16 protein-coding genes are annotated in these 17733 nt (G+C 43.0%); 5 read left to right on the forward strand and 11 right to left on the reverse strand.

Annotation, left to right across the window (positions count from 1 at the left end; genetic code table 11):
- Positions 1–7: 7 nt before the first annotated feature.
- The 3 genes from L8S15_RS16115 to L8S15_RS16125 all read right to left on the reverse strand — a co-directional run bounded on the left by L8S15_RS16115 (position 8) and on the right by L8S15_RS16125 (position 1803).
- Positions 8–460: a GNAT family N-acetyltransferase gene (locus L8S15_RS16115; RefSeq protein WP_016784476.1), complete on the reverse strand. Its 453-nt coding sequence runs from the start codon at positions 458–460 to the stop codon at positions 8–10.
- 67 nt (positions 461–527) lie between these two features.
- Positions 528–662, reverse strand: a complete 135-nt coding sequence (locus L8S15_RS16120) for a hypothetical protein (RefSeq protein ID WP_016798573.1) — start codon at positions 660–662, stop codon at positions 528–530.
- Positions 663–675: 13 nt separating this feature from the next.
- Positions 676–1803 (reverse strand): PcfJ domain-containing protein, encoded by a 1128-nt coding sequence (locus L8S15_RS16125; protein ID WP_010441132.1) that lies wholly within the window; start codon positions 1801–1803, stop codon positions 676–678.
- A gap of 228 nt (positions 1804–2031) precedes the next feature.
- On the opposite strand from L8S15_RS16125, the gene L8S15_RS16130 reads away from it, so the two are divergent.
- The 4 genes from L8S15_RS16130 to L8S15_RS16145 all read left to right on the forward strand — a co-directional run bounded on the left by L8S15_RS16130 (position 2032) and on the right by L8S15_RS16145 (position 6474).
- Entirely contained in the window at positions 2032–2454 is a 423-nt protein-coding gene (locus tag L8S15_RS16130; RefSeq protein WP_010441133.1) for a universal stress protein, read from the forward strand.
- Positions 2455–2708: 254 nt separating this feature from the next.
- Positions 2709–4178 carry a DASH family cryptochrome gene (locus L8S15_RS16135; protein ID WP_102290622.1) on the forward strand — a complete coding sequence of 490 codons (1470 nt, stop codon included), beginning with the start codon at positions 2709–2711 and terminating at the stop codon, positions 4176–4178.
- Positions 4175–5734 (forward strand): cryptochrome/photolyase family protein, encoded by a 1560-nt coding sequence (locus L8S15_RS16140; RefSeq protein ID WP_280574177.1) that lies wholly within the window; start codon positions 4175–4177, stop codon positions 5732–5734. The genes L8S15_RS16135 and L8S15_RS16140 overlap by 4 nt, the downstream gene beginning before the upstream one ends.
- Positions 5734–6474: an SDR family oxidoreductase gene (locus L8S15_RS16145; protein WP_010441136.1), complete on the forward strand. Its 741-nt coding sequence runs from the start codon at positions 5734–5736 to the stop codon at positions 6472–6474. The genes L8S15_RS16140 and L8S15_RS16145 overlap by 1 nt, the downstream gene beginning before the upstream one ends.
- 295 nt (positions 6475–6769) lie before the next feature.
- Here L8S15_RS16145 and L8S15_RS16150 read toward each other — a convergent pair whose 3' ends face one another.
- From L8S15_RS16150 to L8S15_RS16185, 8 genes are all read right to left on the reverse strand, one after another.
- Positions 6770–7657, reverse strand: a complete 888-nt coding sequence (locus L8S15_RS16150; RefSeq protein ID WP_280574180.1) for a PA4780 family RIO1-like protein kinase — start codon at positions 7655–7657, stop codon at positions 6770–6772.
- A 225-nt stretch (positions 7658–7882) separates the two neighbouring features.
- The gene (locus L8S15_RS16155) at positions 7883–8017 is read right to left on the reverse strand and encodes a DUF2256 domain-containing protein (RefSeq protein WP_010441138.1); all 135 of its coding nucleotides are present in this window, start codon (positions 8015–8017) and stop codon (positions 7883–7885) included.
- Between the two features lie 201 nt (positions 8018–8218).
- The gene (locus L8S15_RS16160; RefSeq protein ID WP_280574184.1) at positions 8219–11935 is read right to left on the reverse strand and encodes an AAA family ATPase; all 3717 of its coding nucleotides are present in this window, start codon (positions 11933–11935) and stop codon (positions 8219–8221) included.
- A 6-nt stretch (positions 11936–11941) separates the two neighbouring features.
- Positions 11942–13195, reverse strand: a complete 1254-nt coding sequence (sbcD, locus tag L8S15_RS16165; RefSeq protein WP_016769231.1) for an exonuclease subunit SbcD — start codon at positions 13193–13195, stop codon at positions 11942–11944.
- Between the two features lie 218 nt (positions 13196–13413).
- On the reverse strand, positions 13414–13827 hold the full coding sequence (locus L8S15_RS16170) for a VOC family protein (protein WP_016769230.1): 414 nt from the start codon (positions 13825–13827) through the stop codon (positions 13414–13416).
- A gap of 242 nt (positions 13828–14069) precedes the next feature.
- On the reverse strand, positions 14070–14639 hold the full coding sequence (locus L8S15_RS16175; RefSeq protein WP_010441142.1) for a porin family protein: 570 nt from the start codon (positions 14637–14639) through the stop codon (positions 14070–14072).
- Between the two features lie 431 nt (positions 14640–15070).
- Positions 15071–15667, reverse strand: coding sequence for a LysE/ArgO family amino acid transporter (locus L8S15_RS16180; protein WP_016769228.1), 597 nt, complete (start codon positions 15665–15667; stop codon positions 15071–15073).
- A gap of 81 nt (positions 15668–15748) precedes the next feature.
- A complete protein-coding gene (locus tag L8S15_RS16185) occupies positions 15749–16207 on the reverse strand; it encodes a GNAT family N-acetyltransferase (protein ID WP_010441144.1) in 459 nt (152 codons plus the stop codon).
- 635 nt (positions 16208–16842) lie between these two features.
- Here L8S15_RS16185 and L8S15_RS16190 point away from each other — a divergent pair.
- Positions 16843–17586 (forward strand): class I SAM-dependent methyltransferase, encoded by a 744-nt coding sequence (locus tag L8S15_RS16190; RefSeq protein WP_010441145.1) that lies wholly within the window; start codon positions 16843–16845, stop codon positions 17584–17586.
- The last annotated feature ends 147 nt before the right edge of the window (positions 17587–17733 follow it).

Below are 17733 nucleotides of genomic sequence, written 5' to 3' on the forward strand. Positions count from 1 at the left end.
AAAGATTCTAAAATAAGACGCTTACTACATGGTGCGCGGGGTCCGATTCTATATCAACAATTGACCAGTCGAGTGAAAGATATAACGGTGCAGTATTAGTGTAGGCGTACAACTTAGAAGTTGAGTCAGTCTCGGGTTGAGATTGATAATAGTCTGGCATTTGTGCGAGTGCTCGCTTAATCAATTCACTGGCAATACCTTGACCACGCCATTTCTCATCAACATAAACCGCATTAATCCAAACCACATCATTCACTTGATGAGGTTCCTGAAAGTGGGAGTACGCCAAGCCACCAATGACCACATTATCTCGAAGTGCTGTTATAACAGGAGGGAGTTGTATGTTTTCTTTATAGGTGTCTTTAAAATTAAAATCAGCCCATTCACTTTGAAATAAGCCTTCTAACACACTCCAATAAGGTGAGCTTTCATCACAATTTCTAAATATTACTTTCTGCATTTTTTCCGTCCTTTGAAAGGGAGTAATTTGGCCATCCTAGCCTTGTTTAATCTAAGTGTAGGTAAAGCTACTCTTCTTCGTCGTATTCGTCTGCTGGGTCTTGATTTATCTCTTCCCCACACCCTAGGCATTCGCCTTGTAGAACCGTAGGCATCACAATAATCAAACCACAATGTGGGCATAGATCGCCTTGTTGATACATATAAGCGGTCCCTTTACTTCATGTACTTGTGTTTACTTTCTTCTAACCAGTCGTGAATCACTTGCCGTGCGGATTTCGATGGTTGTACATTTCTTTTTCCGCAGATTTGGTCAATTTCAAACGGAAATGCTTTGCTCGGAACACGGCGCAAACCTATAGTTAGTCTTTGGGGTTTAAGCATGCGGAATACCACATAACGATCGCTCATGATTCGGTTGTGATAGACACCAATACAGTGCTTCTGCTCAATGCCTTCGCGTTCCAAATCGTAATAATCAGTGAGGGGATGAATATTGTCGTTCCCTAGCAAAGGAACGGGATAAGGAATGTCTTTATCCATTGGTCGGTTACCTTCTAAGCGACGTAATTGACGCTGTTCCGTCCAACGGTCGTGAAGTTGTTCAAACATCGCAAAAGAGTTCTGACTGGTAATGGCACGAAGCGGATCTCCTATCTCCAAATCTTGCCCTAGCAATATCGCATCTTGGAACATCGCCATTTTCGATGGTGCATTAAGTCTGCCTTCTTTAACCATAGCAATACCTAATCGGCTGCCAGTTAAAAACGGATGAACCTGATCCAAACGCAACGCTGTGTAGCCTACTTTGGAATAATGCTTAAACTTCAATACGCGTCTTTGCAGAGGTTCAAGAATACGCATTATATGGTCAAGCTCATCACCCACATTATAGTGAAGCTCTAATTTATCGATGAATTTGAGGGTGGCCTTACTGCTATCTAAGCCCAATTTCTCAAGGATCTTCTTTTGCCCTAAACGGCTAAGCGCCAACGCCTTTTGGTTATCAACGCTGTATTTCATGCAAATCAACGCCAAGATGACCGGACGCAACTCCAATAATTGCCCAGCCTCATAGGTATTCGCAGCCAACCACAGCATTTGATATTGGTACTCTGGGAAATCGTCTGTGATCTCACGATAGCGAACCGGCAATGAGTTTAACCAACGACCGTCAACATCAAATTGCTCGACAAGATTTAAGCTTAAACCAATGCCACCATCAAGTGGCCGCCTACCACCTTCAAACACATGAAAGCCGGCCAGCTTTTGAGACCAGTCACTGATTTCAATGTCATAATCAAAGCCTAATGTTCGAGTAGGAATGGTAAGTAATGCTGTCATTAGTGCCTCTTAGTTATTAGCGCATTAGTTTGTTGAATCGCGTAGTACATCGAGCGCGCTTCACTATAACAACCTTTTGTAAATTTCTTATCAATCAAAGCGATATAAATATCACAATGCTTAGAAGATCTTTGAATGACGTTTTTGCGCAATATGGGACCTCTTCGATATCATTTACGCCAACAAAAACTATGCTTGTAAAAGAAATCACAATAAGAGGCTTTAATTATGGAATACCGACATATTCTGGTCGCACTTGAACTGTCTGAAGACACTAAAATTCTCATTGATAGAGCGACCTTCTTTGCGAACAAACTAGAGGCTAGTATTTCGTTTGTTTATATCGATGGTACACACGGAGAAATTTATCCAGAACTCGTTGATATTCAGGGAAATAGCAGTGATCTACCTTTCAATGAAGATACCTTAGCAAAATTGAAAGAGTTCGAGACTTACGCCAAACATCCAATCAACCATATCTTTGTGGGTACTGGTGATTTGAACAACAAGCTCAAAAATACCATCGAGGCAAACAAAGTCGACCTGTTGCTATGTGGTCACCACCATGATTTTTGGCATAAGATCATCTCCCATTCGAAACAAATTATCGACACCTCTCCAGTCGATATCTTAGTCGTCCCAATGGAGTAGGCTGATTTTAAAATATACGATGTCTAAGAGAAAGGACATTGAAGCGAAACACGATTAGCCAACCTCTCTCCGTGTTATTGGTTGGCTTGTGCGCTCTTTCGCTTCTATCTTCTTTCGGTTATGTACTCTTTAACCTCGTTCTCGTGTCCACTTTAAATCGCCCACTACTATCATCGACGTCCAGCATTCATTTGTGATCTTAGCGCCCGATCAACTCGTAAGCGTCTAATAATTAACAAAACAGAGTGTAAACAATGAAGAAGATTGGCCTCTATCTTTTCACCAACGATTTAAGAGCCGACGATAACGAGTTGCTTGGTAAAGCGTCTCGGCTCGTTGATGAACTGATATGTGTAGTGATCGAGCCGAATTTGTCCGTATTCTCTCGCAAGTTTGCGAAAGAGCAACAATATGGGGCAGAGCGAGCAAAATTCATTTCTCAGTCTATTACTGATTTAGAAAGCCGCCTAGCTAACCTAGGGCAAGAGCTCATCGTTCTGCGATCTTCAACATTAACTGATGAGGAAATGAGTAGAGACTTCGCACTGAGTGAAATTATCAAATCACAGCAAGCCACACACTTGTTTGTGAGTCATCATTGTGGCTTTGACGAGCGACATCTTGTGCAATCGATACAGTTTAACTTTCCAAAATTAATTTTAATGCAGCAGCATCATTCAACGCTGTTAGAGCTGGAGCAGCTTCCCTTTGAGTTATCTAAGTTACCTCGTTCGTTCACCAAGTTTAGAAAATTAGTCGAGCACTTACCTATTGATACACAAAGCCTAAGCATCACCACACTACCACCAATGCCTAAGGCTTTGTCACACTGTCACTCGAAACAGGCCTCTAATTCAAAGTTCGATGAACACTGCCTAAACATCAGCAACACAAACGTAAACGGTTTACACAACAGCAGCTTCATTGGCGGAGAGCAAGCCGGCCTAGCGCATTTGCACGACTATTTTTCACATCCCTATGCTCACCAATATAAACAGACCAGAAACGCGTTCGATGGCAAAGAAAATTCAACCAAGTTCTCACCATGGTTAACGCTCGGCTGTGTCTCACCAAAGACGATCTACCGCAACCTTGTTCAATTTGAAGCGAAACATGGCTCAAACGATTCAACCTATTGGATTTTCTTTGAGCTACTTTGGCGTGAGTATTTTTATTGGAAGTGCTTATCTTTAGGGTCATCCCTGTTTCAAAACGGCACAGACAACCCAAGCATCGATTCGGTCCTGGCAACCAACACGACTCAACAAAACTTCGCTAATTGGAAATGCGGCAATACGGGCTATCCGATTGTCGACGCCTGCATGCGCCAACTTAATACTACGGGGTACGTGTCTAATCGTGGCCGACAATTGGCCGCAAGTTGTTTGATCTATGAATTAGGAGTGGATTGGCGAAACGGCGCCGCTTATTTCGAAAGCCAACTCGTTGACTATGACGTGGCATCGAACTGGGGAAATTGGGCGTATATCGCTGGGGATCTTAATCAACCAGTCCACAACACTCAATCAAGCCATAACAACCAATCAATCCATAACAACCAATCAATCCACAAGGATCAAAGTATAAACCAATCACAGCCTAAATCACGCCACTTTGATCTAGCAAAACAGACAGAGATGTACGATCCAGACCACGTCTTTATTAATCAATGGAAAGAGACGGGCCAGCATACAACCTCCGCCTCTAAGCAGGACAAGCTATGAAATTCAAAACTGTACGCCTTATTTTTGGTGATCAACTCAACATTGAACACTCTTGGCTTCAGCAAGTCGACGACAGTGTGATTTATATGATCGCTGAGCTCAAACAAGAAACGGATTATGTCGCGTCTCACATTCAGAAAGTCGCTGCATTTTTCTCTGCCATGTCCTATTTCGCCAACGAACTCACTCAACAAGGTCATCAGGTACTGCATTTAACATTGGATGACACAGCGCAATTCGAAAACCTGGATGCCCTGCTTCAACATTATGTAAGCGAGTTCGACGCCGAAAAATTTGAATACCAAAGACCGGATGAATATCGCTTACTTCAGCAAATGGCAAAACTCAAACTAACCAATGTTACCAAAGGATGTTGTGATACTGAGCACTTCTTATTTCCGTTTGAGGAAATTGAAACGCAGTTTCCGAAAGACAAACACATTATGATGGAACACTTCTATCGTCGGATGAGAAAACGTTTCGACATTTTGTTGGAGGATGACAAACCGGTTGGTGGTAAGTGGAACTACGATGCCAACAATCGTAAAAAGCTTAAGAAGCGAGACATCGCCAACTTACCGCAGCCTTTGATGTTCGCTAACGATATCTCGGACCTTTTGAAGCGCATCGAGCGTCATCATGTACAAACCATTGGCGAAGTTGGTGAGCAACTCTTATGGCCAGTAAACCGAGCTCAAAGCTTGTCTCTACTCGCTCATTTTTGCCAAGTTTGCTTGCCACTGTTTGGTCAATTTCAAGATGCAATGACTACAGAACACGATTCAAAGTGGAGCTTGTATCATTGTCGTCTCTCTTTTTCTTTGAACAGCAAGTTGCTTAGCCCTCGCGAAGTCATTGATGCGGCACTCTCGGCTTTTGAAGCGTCAAAGGCTCAAGATAAACCAAGCATCGATATCGCTCAGGTCGAAGGTTTCGTACGCCAAATACTTGGTTGGCGTGAGTACATTCGAGGCGTGTATTGGGCCAACATGCCCGCTTATGCCAATAAAAACTATTATTCAGCCGACCGACAATTACCTCATTACTTTTGGGATGGTCAAACCAAAATGAATTGCATGAAGCACGCGATTGGTCAATCCCTTGAGTTTGCTTATGCACATCACATTCAGAGGCTGATGATCACTGGCAACTTCTGCTTGATAACTGGCATAGCACCTGACCAAGTCGACAGTTGGTACCTTGGCATTTACGTAGATGCGATTGAATGGGTCGAAATGCCTAATACGCGAGGTATGGCACTGTTTGCGGATGGCGGCATCGTAGGAACCAAACCATACTCTGCCAGCGGTTCGTACATCAACCGTATGAGTGATTACTGTAAAGGATGCCACTATCAGATAAAAGAGCGCAGCGGTGAATCCTCTTGCCCATTTAATAGCTTGTACTGGCGCTTCATGAATCAACATCGCGATGCGTTAAACCGTAACCCGCGCATGGGCATGTTATATCGATCTTGGGACAATATGGATCAGCAAGACCAACAAGCAATTCTCGATACTGCAGAACAACGACTGACTAACTTGGAGAACTTATAATGGTGGAACAACTCAGATTACAAATATTAGTCATTGGTGGCAGCGGCGGAATTGGTTTCGCAGTTGTTCAACACCTACTGTCTGAGCTGTCTCATTTTGATTTTCTCGATGTTCAGGTTGATGCAACTTACCACTCGCAATGCCCCACTCTTGAAGACACGCGACTTCACTGGCATCAACTCGATGCAACCAACGAAACAGAAGTCGCACAACTAAGCGCGAGGTTCAATAAACTTGATTGGTTAATCAACTGCGTAGGGATGCTTCACACGCCAAACCTTGGGCCGGAAAAGAACTTATCGTCTATCGACCCTGAATTTTTTCTGAAAAACATCTCTGTTAATACACTACCAAGCTTACTGTTGGCTAAACATTTCACACCTGTTCTAAGATTCAGTGACAATCCAAAATTCGCGGTCGTCTCAGCTAAGGTAGGCAGTATTTCAGATAACAGATTAGGCGGTTGGTACAGCTATCGCTCATCAAAAGCAGCGTTAAACATGTTTATCAAAACCATGTCGATTGAATGGCAACGAACGGTTAAGAAAGGAACCGTGTTAGTACTGCATCCAGGTACAACCGATACCGCGTTGTCAAAGCCATTTCAAGCGAATGTGCCTGAAGGAAAGCTGTTTGAATCGAGCTACGTCGCCCACCAACTGGTCGACATAATCAGCAGTGCAATACCGGAAAACAGTGGCAACTTTTACGCGTATGATGGTGAGCAATTGACTTGGTGATAAGGACTACCGATCGTGGTAAATAATTCTGACCATAGATCGTTAAAAAATCCGATAACCTCGTCTGAACTTTTGATTCTAGAATCATTACTTATCGAAAAACACGGCTTCGTTCTCTACCGTTTCTAAGCTATCGTTGTTAAATCACTTACTGTGATTGGTATAAAAACAGAAAACCCAACAGAGTTTTGGCTCTATTGGGTTTAGTCGTCTGGAAGAAGCAGTTCGTTACAGTTAACGTTGTCTTATCAAAAGAGGCATAGCTTAGGTTCAGCTTTGATTTAATTGGTCTTTACTAAGACTCAGACCAATTAAATTTGCTGTCGTCGACACCTTCTTTTTCTTCTTTAACACGTTCACGACGGTATTGTTCTTCAACTCTTGCCGCATCTATCTCTTGCATGATAGCTTCGATATCCGCTAATTCATCGGTTTCTGTAAACTCACCGGTTAGCTTAGTATCTGGCTTAAGGTCGCCCTTCTCGTACAGAGCCCATATTTCCTTAGCATACTCTGTCGTTGATAACTCTGGTGCAAACTGAGCGTAATAATCACGAATATTATTTACGTCGCGAGTCAACATCCACTCTGCATTATTATTGGCAGATGCATCAACCGCTTGTGGTAAATCAATGATCACTGGACCATATTCATCCACAAGCACGTTGAACTCAGACAAGTCGCCATGAATCAAACCAACACACAGCATTTTGACCACGTAGGTCATCATGACTTGGTGATCTTCAATCGCTTGTTCAGCTGACATCACGACATCGTTTAGTCTTGGCGCGACATAACCGTCATCATCAGTGACTAGCTCCATAAGAAGCACGCCGTCGAAACAGCCATAAGGAATGGGTACACGAACGCCTGCCTCTGCCAATTTATATAAAGCATCAACTTCAGCGCTTTGCCATACTTTTTCTTGTTGCTCACGACCGAAACCCGAGCCCTTTTCCATGGCTCTAGCTCGACGGCTATTACGGACTTTGCGCCCTTCTCGATATGCTGTCGCTTTCTTGAAGCTACGTTGGCTTATTTCTTTATAAACCTTGGCACAACGGATCGTATCGCCGCAGCGTACTATATACACTGACGCTTCTTTGCCACTCATCAGTTGGCTTGTTACCTCGTCGACTAAACCATCGTCAACTAAAGGCTGTATTCTTTTTGGTATCTTCATGCCGCCTTTATACAGCAGTTATCTTACAGATAGAAATATTAACTTAAGAAATGAAGAAGTGATTATCAATTGGTTCTTAAAACCATTAAGAATTGGGGTGATTGTTTTTTTAAACAGCGATTTGGTGTTGATGTCACTTGATTGGAGTAATGGCTGTGTTTGTAGATCGGTAGGCTTTTAAGTCTAACACTTTAAGTGTCACTGGTTGGATCATATCGATCTAAATTAGGATTTGTTGCGACGACAGCGTTCTGAACAATAGATGACATTTTCCCAGCAACGCTCCCACTTCTTGCGCCATGCAAATGGTTTTTGGCAAACCGGACATATCTTCGTGGGTAGATATGGTTTCTTGTGCATTGATGCTTCCTTATCGCTGAATGAACTTTCTTCGTTTACTAGAGATTCCCCATTACGCTCGCCCCTCGCTTCGATGAATGACGGCGGTGAAAGATAACAGCCCAACGCCGTCAACCTCCAGAAGGGAGAGCGACAGAGCCGATGAGCTGTTTTATCTTTATCTATGCCTGCATGTATTTGTACACACAGAGAAAAGTTTAACTAAACAACAACCTTGTATTGTTCTTCCATTTCACTGAAGCCAAGGCCTGAGTGTTTGGTCACCTTGAGCTGCACAGGCACGCGCTCTTTCAATGCTTCTACGTGGCTTATCACACCAATCATCTTGCCTGAAGCGTTCAAGTTATCTAATGCGTTAAGCGCTATATCCAAGGTATCACTGTCTAGCGTTCCGAAACCCTCATCGAGGAACAACGAATCAATACTGGTTTTGTGGCTTACAAGATCAGATAGCGCTAACGCTAGTGCCAAACTCACCAAGAAGCTTTCACCACCCGAGAGCGTTTTGGTATCTCGCATCACATCGCCCTGCCAAGTATCTAGCACTTGCAACTCTAAAGCATCATCAGTCTTACGTTTCAATTCATAGCGCCCATGCAAACGTTGTAGCTGTTTATTGGCTAAGTACACCAAGTTCTCAAGTGTTAAGCCCTGAGCGAACTTACGGAACTTGTCACCATTTCTTGAGCCAATCAAAGAATTCAAACGTGATATGTCATCAAACTCCAATTGCTGTTCTTCTATCTGTTTGAACAAGTCTTGTTGGTTGCTGCGATTCTGACGGTCGGTCTCTAGATTCGCAGAAATTGCACCTATTTGAGTAGCATGTTGTTGCTGTTCATTTTGACATTGAGCCATCGCTAGCTCTACTTCATTTTGCGGTAAGGCGCTCCATGTTTCGGCTTTCTCGTGAGCTTGCAGTTCAACTCTATTCGCTTTAGCACTGTTCAATCTCGCCTGTGCGCTTACGATTGCTTCTTCAAGTGTCTTCTTCAAGCTTTGAAGTTGAGTTCTAACCTCTTCGTCTAGCAACGCAGCTTCAAAATCAGCCTCACTTTCAAATGGGCTAGCTTTCATTGCTTCTAACCAAGCACGCTGCGCTTGCGTATGAGCTGATTGCTTGCTCATCAACTCTTCAGAGAAGCTTGTGTGTTTGGTTTGTTCGGTTCGATGTTCAAGTTCGCAACGGTTAAGCACCAACTGAGCGGCATCAAATGTACTCACCGCTTCAGTGACTTTTTGCTTCATCGCATTGCTGGTGGTTTGAATGTCTTTATCACCAAATAACTCTGTCCTTTCAGCAGTTACACGAGTGAGCTCTGACACTAAAGACTCACTCTCTTGCGTCAATGTCGCAAGCTCTTTCTCAAGGCTGCTCAACTTGTCATCTAGCGTTTTCAATTCAGCATTTTGAGTGAGTAGCTGCTTCTCAATATCGGCCTGTTGCTGTTTAGTTTGCTGCCATGTGTTTGATGCTTGCGATTTTGCAGTAAACCAATCATCAATATGCTCAAGTTCAGGTGCTTCAATAGAAGTTTGAACAATACTCTCTTTCAAAGAGTTCCATTGCTGCTCTTTCGTTTGAGCGATCTGAGCCACTTGTTTAATTGTGCTGTGGTTTTGCTTATTCAAGTCAGCTAAGCGTTGCTCGGCCAACTCAAGGTTAGATTGCGCCTTGTCAGCCATAACACTTACAGATAAGCGTTGTTTCTCAGCTTCGGCATAGTGAGCTTTAGCATCACCTAGCGCTTTGAGTTGCCGCGAGATCTGACTTAGTAGAAGTTCACACTGCTGAGCGAAAGTCGCAACTGAAGCTTCATTGCCTAAATCGCTTACCGTTAACAATGCTAATTCTGGAGCCGTGCCAACGAAATCCGATAAGCTCTGCTGAAGCTTACCAACAATGCCTTGCCAGTTAAGTTGAGCTTGCTGAATATCCTCTTGCGCACGTTGAATGTCATCGTTAAGCCCCGTAATCATTGGTGCTAGAGAATCTAACTGTTGACGGTGCTCTTGGCCGTCCTTTTTAATAACCGCTAGCTCATGCTTTTCACGTTCTTGTTGAGCAACTAAGTTGGCAATATCTTGTGACTGCTCAATATAATGGTCTGTTGAACCACACAGCGGGCATACAGATCCAGATTCTAATGCTGCACGATATTTTGCCAGTTCGCCTTCTTGATCAATCAAGCGCGTTAATCGCTCAAGTGAAGTCTCTTTTTCTTTGTATCGCTCCACCAGCACTGCACGCTCTTTCGAAAGCTTGTCGACCAACTGAGTGTTAGTTTGATGTCCCTGAGTTTTAGCGTGCAGCTGTTGCTGGGCATTTAAGAAGCCACGATTAACCTCAAGCAATGAGTGCGTATTGCGATTCCAAAACTCCAACAGATTTTTTTGTGCATTCAACACTTGTTCACTGGTGTTGCCTTGCAATGCTTCCCATTGTTGCTCTGCATTGCTTTCCTTTACAACCAGTTCAGCTAATGCTTTGTCTTGCGATGCTTTTTCTTCTTGAGCTGACTTGATCACTGATTGCTGAGCATCAACCGCAGACAAGGCTTGCTTCGCTAAGTTCAACTGCTCTGAATGCTGACGCTCAAGGGTGCGAACTTGCTCTACTTTGGCTTGCCACTGACCTAAGTATTTTTCTAGATGTTGGTCAGCTTGATGAGTATTTAGGTAATCAGTGCTGATTTGCTCTTGTTGTTTCAGCTCATCAGTTTTTTGCACTAAAACGAGCTGTTGATTACGCTGTTGCATTTGTTGGTCGTTTAGCGTGTTCGCTGCGTTAACGGCCGCTGTCTGTTTATCTTTGAGCACTGCAATTTGGTTATCGAGTGGGCGAACTTGCTCAATGATCTTCTCCTGATCTTGCTGCTCGGCTTTGACTTGTTCGACAATCACACTGCTTTGAGTCAGTTTAGTCTGTGCGTCTTGTTTTTCTGCATCACGGACAGCAAGTAACTTGGTACTGTTGCCTAAGTTAGCTTGAGTAGTGTTGACCTCTTGCTCGCAACGCTTTAGATCTTTGTGCATTGGACGCAGTTTTTCAGCAGGTTCACTGTTTGCTAAACGAACTAATGATGTTTGGTTGCGATCTAGTTCATCTTGAGCCGTTTTAAGATCGTGCTCACTGGTCGTGATAGTTTGCTCAGCTTTGGTCACTTCTTTCCACCAACTGAGATGTGCTTGCCACTCTTTCAGCTGATCGGCTAAACGCTTCTGTTCAGCTTCGAGAGCCTCTCGCTCGCCAGTCAGTTCTTGGATTTGCTCTTCAGACAGTAAACTCACGCCTTCTGCTTTCGCTTTAAGGTGATTAAGTGACTCTTCGCTCGATTTGAAGTGATCATAAATACGCTCTGAAATCAGGCTGTAGACTTCTGTACCAGTCAGCTCTTCAAGGAGTTCTGCTCGATCATTTGCATTGGCATTTAGGAACGCTGCAAACTCACCTTGTGAAAGCATGATCGATTTAGTGAAGCGAGAAAAGTCCAAACCCGTTACGGTTTCAACCATCTTAATTTTCTTAGTCAGCTGCGTTTCTAAAACCACATCGCTGTCTGCATCTGCAAACTCACAAGTTGGCGTTTGCAGCGCGCCATCGTGCTTACCACGAGCTCTTTTATGATGAAAGTTCGAACGGTAAGTTTTTCCTTTTACTTCAAATTCAATCTCAGCAAAACATTCGCCAGTGCCGCGCGTCATCAGCTCATTAGTGCCTTTGGCGATACTTCTTAACCGTGGTGTACGATGAAACAATGCCAAACAAATCGCATCAAGAATCGTCGTCTTACCGGCCCCGGTAGGGCCGGTGATCGCAAACAAGCCGTTTTCGGCAAAAGGCGACTGTGTGAAATCGAGCTTCCAACGCCCTTTCAAAGAGTTTAAGTTTTCAAATTCTAAGCTTAAGATTTTCATTCTTGATTACTCTTCTGTACCGTTTAAATCATCAGTTCCATGAGACACTTCGACAATTACTTGCTTGAACTTCACCGTCATTCTTTCTAAGCGCGCTTTCTCTGTATCGCTTTCAAACTCCTCGAGTGCGATACGTTTCTCAAACACATCTATTGGCGTGAGTTCCGCTAATGTCTCTGCTGATTCTTGCTCTAACGATTGGTTTCGGCGCTCTCTTGCTCTTCTTAACTGAAGTACTTCAACGTTTAAGTCTTCGGTTAAGGCACGCATGCGTTCTTGTAAATCCGATAGATAGTCTTGTGCTCGAACTTCAATCGACAACCACACGCTTTGGCCTTCTTCCAAACCAATATATTGATTCAGTTGAGATTCAATCTCGCTCAAATCACCTTTGATTTCGGCCAACAGTTGGAATGTCGGGACAGACAATTGAGAAATGGTGCGTTCGCCTTCAACAAACTCAACCACACACACTTGCTTTTGAGATTTCAATTCATCAAAACTGAGCGGGATTGGTGAGCCGCAGTAACGAATGTGTTCTCGCTTAGCAACAACTTGAGGTCGGTGAATATGTCCAAGCGCGATGTAATCGGCATTTGGAAAACCGTCGGCAGCAAAACCATCCAAATTACCAACGTATATATCACGCACCGAGTCAGATTGCTTCACACCCATTGCGGTTAAGTGCCCTGTCGCAATGATCGGCATTGTGTCGCGGTTAGCAAAAGTATCGCGTTTTTCGACTGCTGCATCGTAGACATCTTTATAATGCTGCTTAATCGCGTCGCCCAACTGTTTCTGACGCTCAACACCCGACACGCCTGCTTGGCTGGTTAAAACATCACGAGGGCGGATGAAAGGGATCGCACAAACTAGCGCTTCAACCTCGCCGCCCTTACCTTTCAGCTCGACAACCTGAGTCGCATGATCTTCATTGGTATTTGGAATCACGTCCGCGCCCATATACTTCAACAATTGCTGTGTTTCTTTAAGTACCGACACAGAATCATGGTTACCGCCCAATAGCACTAACTGGCAACCAATTTTATTCGAGTCGACAACAAACTTGTTGTACATCTCACGGGCATAACTTGGCGGTGTGCTGGTATCGAAGATGTCACCAGCCACGATAATTGCGTCGATATCGTGATCAGTAACTTGCTCTAGCAACCATTGTAAAAATCGTTCATGTTCGTTTTTGCGGCTTTTATTGTAGAAGTTTTGGCCAAGATGCCAATCTGACGTGTGAAGAATTTTCATTGCGGCTCACTGGATGTCTATAATAGCTTTAATCTATCAAAATACCGATCAACTACCAAATGGGTTAGCATTATTTTCCTTTTATAAGCTTGTGAAAAACAATAAAATTCAGGCTTTATAGGCTTTGTTTTCAACGTACCATCAATCGATACTTTTCATATGAAAAAACCGCTCAAAGTTAGAGCGGTTTTGATGTGTAAATCGAGTTAACTTAGAACTTAATGGTTGGGACGATTCAACTGTAGCAAGTCCCACTTAGTACCATACAGATCTTGGAAAACCACGACCGTTCCGTACGCTTCTTCTCGTGGCTCTTCATTAAACACAACACCTTTCGCTTTCATTAACTCATAATCACGCCAAAAATCATTGGTCTGCAAAAACAAGAATACACGGCCGCCAGTTTGGTTGCCGATCGCTTTTTTCTGTTCCTCATTGCTCGCCTGAGCTATTAGCAAGTTAGTACCGTTCGAGTTGGGTGGCGACACCTGAACCCAACGCTTACCACCACCTAAATCAGTGTCTTCAACCAAAGTAAACTGAAGTTTCTTAGTATAAAATTCGATTGCATCGTCATAGTTTTCGACGACTAGTGCGATATTTCCAATTTGTTGTTGGATTAGTTCAGACATCTAGCATTCTCGGTTTTGTCAAAGATAAGATTCTACACATTATACCTTCTTTACGAACCTACTGAGCTACAAAAAAGCCCACGGTATCGCTTGATAACGTGGGCTCAAAACTAACGGGTCACTTTGTAAACCAATTAGTTAGTCACTCATTCAATTCACTTAACTAATCATTAAATTATCTGATGATTGAATCAACTGACGACTAAAATTTAAGCTATTTTATGACCCAAAATATGAAGCTGTTAGAAGTTGTACGAAGCACCTAAAGTAACGCTGCTGAACGCCACATCTCTGCTCGCGATTCTATTGCCATTGTTATTAAAGAGTTCGATGTTTACGGCATCTGCCTGTGAAATTAGACGCAGTGTAAGGTTCTCAACCGGGGTATATTCAACACCAACACCGAAGTGAAAACCAGCACCAGAATCGTCATCAATGTAGCTCGAACCATGAGCGTTTAGGTCAACATAGCTCAGGCCAGCCAACACGAAAGGTCGGATTGAGTTATCAAATGTGTAACCTACATTTGCAGCAACAGAAAAAGAGGTCGGCGACAACACTTTAGTACCAAATTTTTCGTAGTCAGCGTAATCCGTGTAACCAAGTTCGATACCTACAATACGGTTAAATTGGTAACCGCCGTAAAGGTTATAACCCATGCTTTCAGCATCTAAACTACCAGCCCCGTCAGTGTCTGAATCTTGGTAGACACCAAGGCCTGCACCAATGTATGGACCGCCTTCGATACCAGCAGCATAAGTAGGAAGTGAAACCAAGCCAACTAGGCCTAATAGAAATGTTGATTTAAGCATGTAAATACCCTTTTTAGTCTGTCCTACAATAGCGCAACAGTTGGATTGGATGTATTCCGACACCAATCCAACTGTTGCGCTACTGTTTAAAAAAATGAAAAATAAAGCCTCCCATGAATAATAAAACAGCGTTCATTTAGAAAGCGAATGGGAAACTAGCACAACATTTTAGCGCTATCAAGCGAACCTGTAGCCATATTTTATCAGTCTCAAAAGTGAGACTTTGCCCTCACCATGGTTAATATTCAGAGCGTCACTGTTCAAATAACACTCGAAAAAGGCAAAAATAAACAAATTAGAAATAAGTTAAACAGGCATGAAATGTCATGTGGAACAGAAAGTTAGAAGACGGAATGTTTAAAGACAGAAAGTTAGACAACAAAAATTAGAAGGCCGTAAACTAAACGGCCTCACAGTTCGATACGCAAGAACTAAATAACTAAAGAAACCGCAATCGACGCCATGATCATACCAATCACAAACTCCAACACTTTCCACGCTCTTGGATTCTTAAACAGCGGAGCTAAAAAGCGAGCGCCATAGCCAAGAGAGAAAAAGAACACAAATGATCCGGTGATCGCGCCCGCACCAAATAGCATGTGGTTAGGTTGATATTGCGTAGAGATCGACCCTAGCAAGACTACAGTATCCAAATAAACGTGCGGGTTCAGCCATGTAAACGCTAAACACATCGCCATCGCCTTTATTAGTGATTCCTTGGTATCTCCAACTCCCTCAAGCGCATGAGTCTCGGTGAAAGACGAACGTAAACTCAAGAACGCATACACGCCTAAAAATACTGCCCCACCGTAACGAGCAAATTGCTCGATTTGTGGAAACTGCTTCACAATCGCGCCGAAGCCTGTCACACCGAAGCTAATCAAAAGGGCATCTGAAATAGCGCAGACCAAACAAATGGCAAACACATGTTGATTCTTCAGACCTTGTTTAAGAACAAAAGCATTTTGAGAGCCGATCGCGAGGATCAACGAAAGCCCGAGAGTGAAACCAGCAAAGTAAGTCGACATTAAACTAAATCTTTAAGTTTGAATGAGTTGAAAGTAACAACGGTTTTAGCACTAATTGTTGTCTTGAAAGATCAGTTGGCATTAATTGAGCTCAATAGTCATAAATTGGCTGTGAGGATCAAGCGAATAATCCGAAAAGGGTTGGCAGTAATCAAAGCCAAACTTCTCATACAAACTACGAGCAGGTTGAAAGTACACTTCTGAACCGGTTTCTAGGCTAATACGTTGATACTGGCGGGCCGTTGCGGTTTCCAAAACGTGTTGCAATAGTTTGCTTGCGACACCGGATTTCCTTGCAAACTGACTCGTTCTCATCGATTTAAGTTCGGCGTGTTGGGTATCAAGTTCTTTGATTGCCACACAACCAAGTAACTGGTTCTCTTTCCAAGCACTGAAAAAGGTAACATCTGGCGACTTTAAACCCTTAATATCCAGTGCGTGTACACTTTCTGGTGGAGATGTCGCATACATATCCGCCAAATGCTCTTCAAGCAATGCAATCACTTCTCCACCCGACAAGTCGTCAATTTTTATTTCCATAACTGATTCATTTTCCTTAATAAATTATTAATCAACTTTCGATACCGTAAAATTACTCTATCCTAATACCTAGCGAATAACACACTGTAACGATGGAGTGTCGCTGTATTTCTCGTGTACCCTTTTTGACACATACATGACAACAAGACAAGTCTTAGCACGAGCACGACATTAGCTTTTGCTTAAAGCACCTATTTTCAATGAAAAATAAGCAGTCAGGTCGATATGGGTATCTAACTAGATTTAACCGCCGTAATACCTTGTCGGAATTTCGATTCTTCACAAGGGCGTATGACACTTCAAAATCACCGAAGAATCGATGTCGACAATCAGAACGCTCATATCTTCGGTTACCAAGACCGAGTAAAAAGCGTTATCTAGACGCTATCAGGGTAGGCTTACAAAAGGAAAGTTGTACACTGACATCCCAACTAGTAAATGTTAGATATTGACGATTTTTAAGTTGACTAACGATACCGATGCTCACACTGTTGGTGGCATGGTCATTAAGTGCTTGGCTAGTAATCAAGAACAGTACTGAATGCACATGAATTTATCGAAGATTTGCTTGTTATTTTTAGGTTCTAGTTTACTATGCGCCACCCCAATTATTTCAGCAAATGCTGTAGGCCACTATGTCCGCCAACGCACTCTACACCGACCTATCGGGTTATTATGATTTAATGTGTGTCGATATTGACTACCAAGCGCAAAGTAACTGCGTTCGTAGGCTACATCAAATTTTCGGAAATGATGGAAAAACTCACCTAGACCTTGGTTGTGGCACCGGCCCACACGTTCGTCACTTCATTAACTATGGCTACCAAAGTAGTGGGCTTGATCTGAACAAACCAATGTTAGACATCGCTCAAGCTCGCTGCCCAGAAGCCAGCTTTTCAGTGCAGAACATGAGTAATTTTGAAGTATCTGAGCCACTAGATCTGATCACTTGTTTCTTATACTCCATCCATTACAACGATGGCATCGAGAATTTGAAAGCGTGCATTACAAGCGTTCATAAAGCGCTTAAACCTGGCGGTGTATTCTGCTTTAACGTGGTAGATAAAGATAAGATCAGCAACGATCTGTTTGTTCGACATACCACAAACCAAGCGCAAGACGATTTTACGTTCCGTTCAGGTTGGTATTACTCTGGCGAAGGTGATAAGCAAGCGCTGAAACTCAGCATTGAAAAAACGACCGCAGGTGAAACGCAAATATGGAATGATGAACACCCAATGGTGGCGTTCAACTTCAAAGCGCTGTTCGAAATATTGAAGCCCTATTTTGAGGTTCATACTTTCGAACACGATTACGACAAACTTTTGCCTTGGGATCTAATTTCAGGCAACGCGCTGATAACTTGTGTCAAAGCCTAATGGATTCCTAGCTATATAGCTTATTAGCTTACATTACCGACATTATTTAACTAAGTAATGTATGAGCATTAGATCTAAAGAACCCACACGATGTTAAGTCGTGTGGGTTCGTTATTTTATCAGGCTCTATTTATCGAGTTACAAACA

The sequence above is a fragment of the Vibrio sp. S/42/10 genome (genome assembly GCF_029890535.1).
Classification (GTDB): domain Bacteria; phylum Pseudomonadota; class Gammaproteobacteria; order Enterobacterales; family Vibrionaceae; genus Vibrio; species Vibrio cyclitrophicus.

Coding starts and splice junctions, on each gene's coding strand:
- L8S15_RS16185 (WP_010441144.1), bottom strand. CDS start 16,207: ATGGAAATAAAAATTGACGACTTGTCGGGTGGAGAAGTGATTGCATTG.
- L8S15_RS16130 (WP_010441133.1), top strand. CDS start 2,032: ATGGAATACCGACATATTCTGGTCGCACTTGAACTGTCTGAAGACACT.
- sbcD (WP_016769231.1), bottom strand. CDS start 13,195: ATGAAAATTCTTCACACGTCAGATTGGCATCTTGGCCAAAACTTCTAC.
- L8S15_RS16170 (WP_016769230.1), bottom strand. CDS start 13,827: ATGTCTGAACTAATCCAACAACAAATTGGAAATATCGCACTAGTCGTC.
- L8S15_RS16160 (WP_280574184.1), bottom strand. CDS start 11,935: ATGAAAATCTTAAGCTTAGAATTTGAAAACTTAAACTCTTTGAAAGGG.
- L8S15_RS16175 (WP_010441142.1), bottom strand. CDS start 14,639: ATGCTTAAATCAACATTTCTATTAGGCCTAGTTGGCTTGGTTTCACTT.
- L8S15_RS16120 (WP_016798573.1), bottom strand. CDS start 662: ATGTATCAACAAGGCGATCTATGCCCACATTGTGGTTTGATTATTGTG.
- L8S15_RS16150 (WP_280574180.1), bottom strand. CDS start 7,657: ATGAAGATACCAAAAAGAATACAGCCTTTAGTTGACGATGGTTTAGTC.
- L8S15_RS16135 (WP_102290622.1), top strand. CDS start 2,709: ATGAAGAAGATTGGCCTCTATCTTTTCACCAACGATTTAAGAGCCGAC.
- L8S15_RS16140 (WP_280574177.1), top strand. CDS start 4,175: ATGAAATTCAAAACTGTACGCCTTATTTTTGGTGATCAACTCAACATT.
- L8S15_RS16190 (WP_010441145.1), top strand. CDS start 16,843: ATGTCCGCCAACGCACTCTACACCGACCTATCGGGTTATTATGATTTA.
- L8S15_RS16115 (WP_016784476.1), bottom strand. CDS start 460: ATGCAGAAAGTAATATTTAGAAATTGTGATGAAAGCTCACCTTATTGG.
- L8S15_RS16180 (WP_016769228.1), bottom strand. CDS start 15,667: ATGTCGACTTACTTTGCTGGTTTCACTCTCGGGCTTTCGTTGATCCTC.
- L8S15_RS16125 (WP_010441132.1), bottom strand. CDS start 1,803: ATGACAGCATTACTTACCATTCCTACTCGAACATTAGGCTTTGATTAT.
- L8S15_RS16155 (WP_010441138.1), bottom strand. CDS start 8,017: ATGCACAAGAAACCATATCTACCCACGAAGATATGTCCGGTTTGCCAA.
- L8S15_RS16145 (WP_010441136.1), top strand. CDS start 5,734: ATGGTGGAACAACTCAGATTACAAATATTAGTCATTGGTGGCAGCGGC.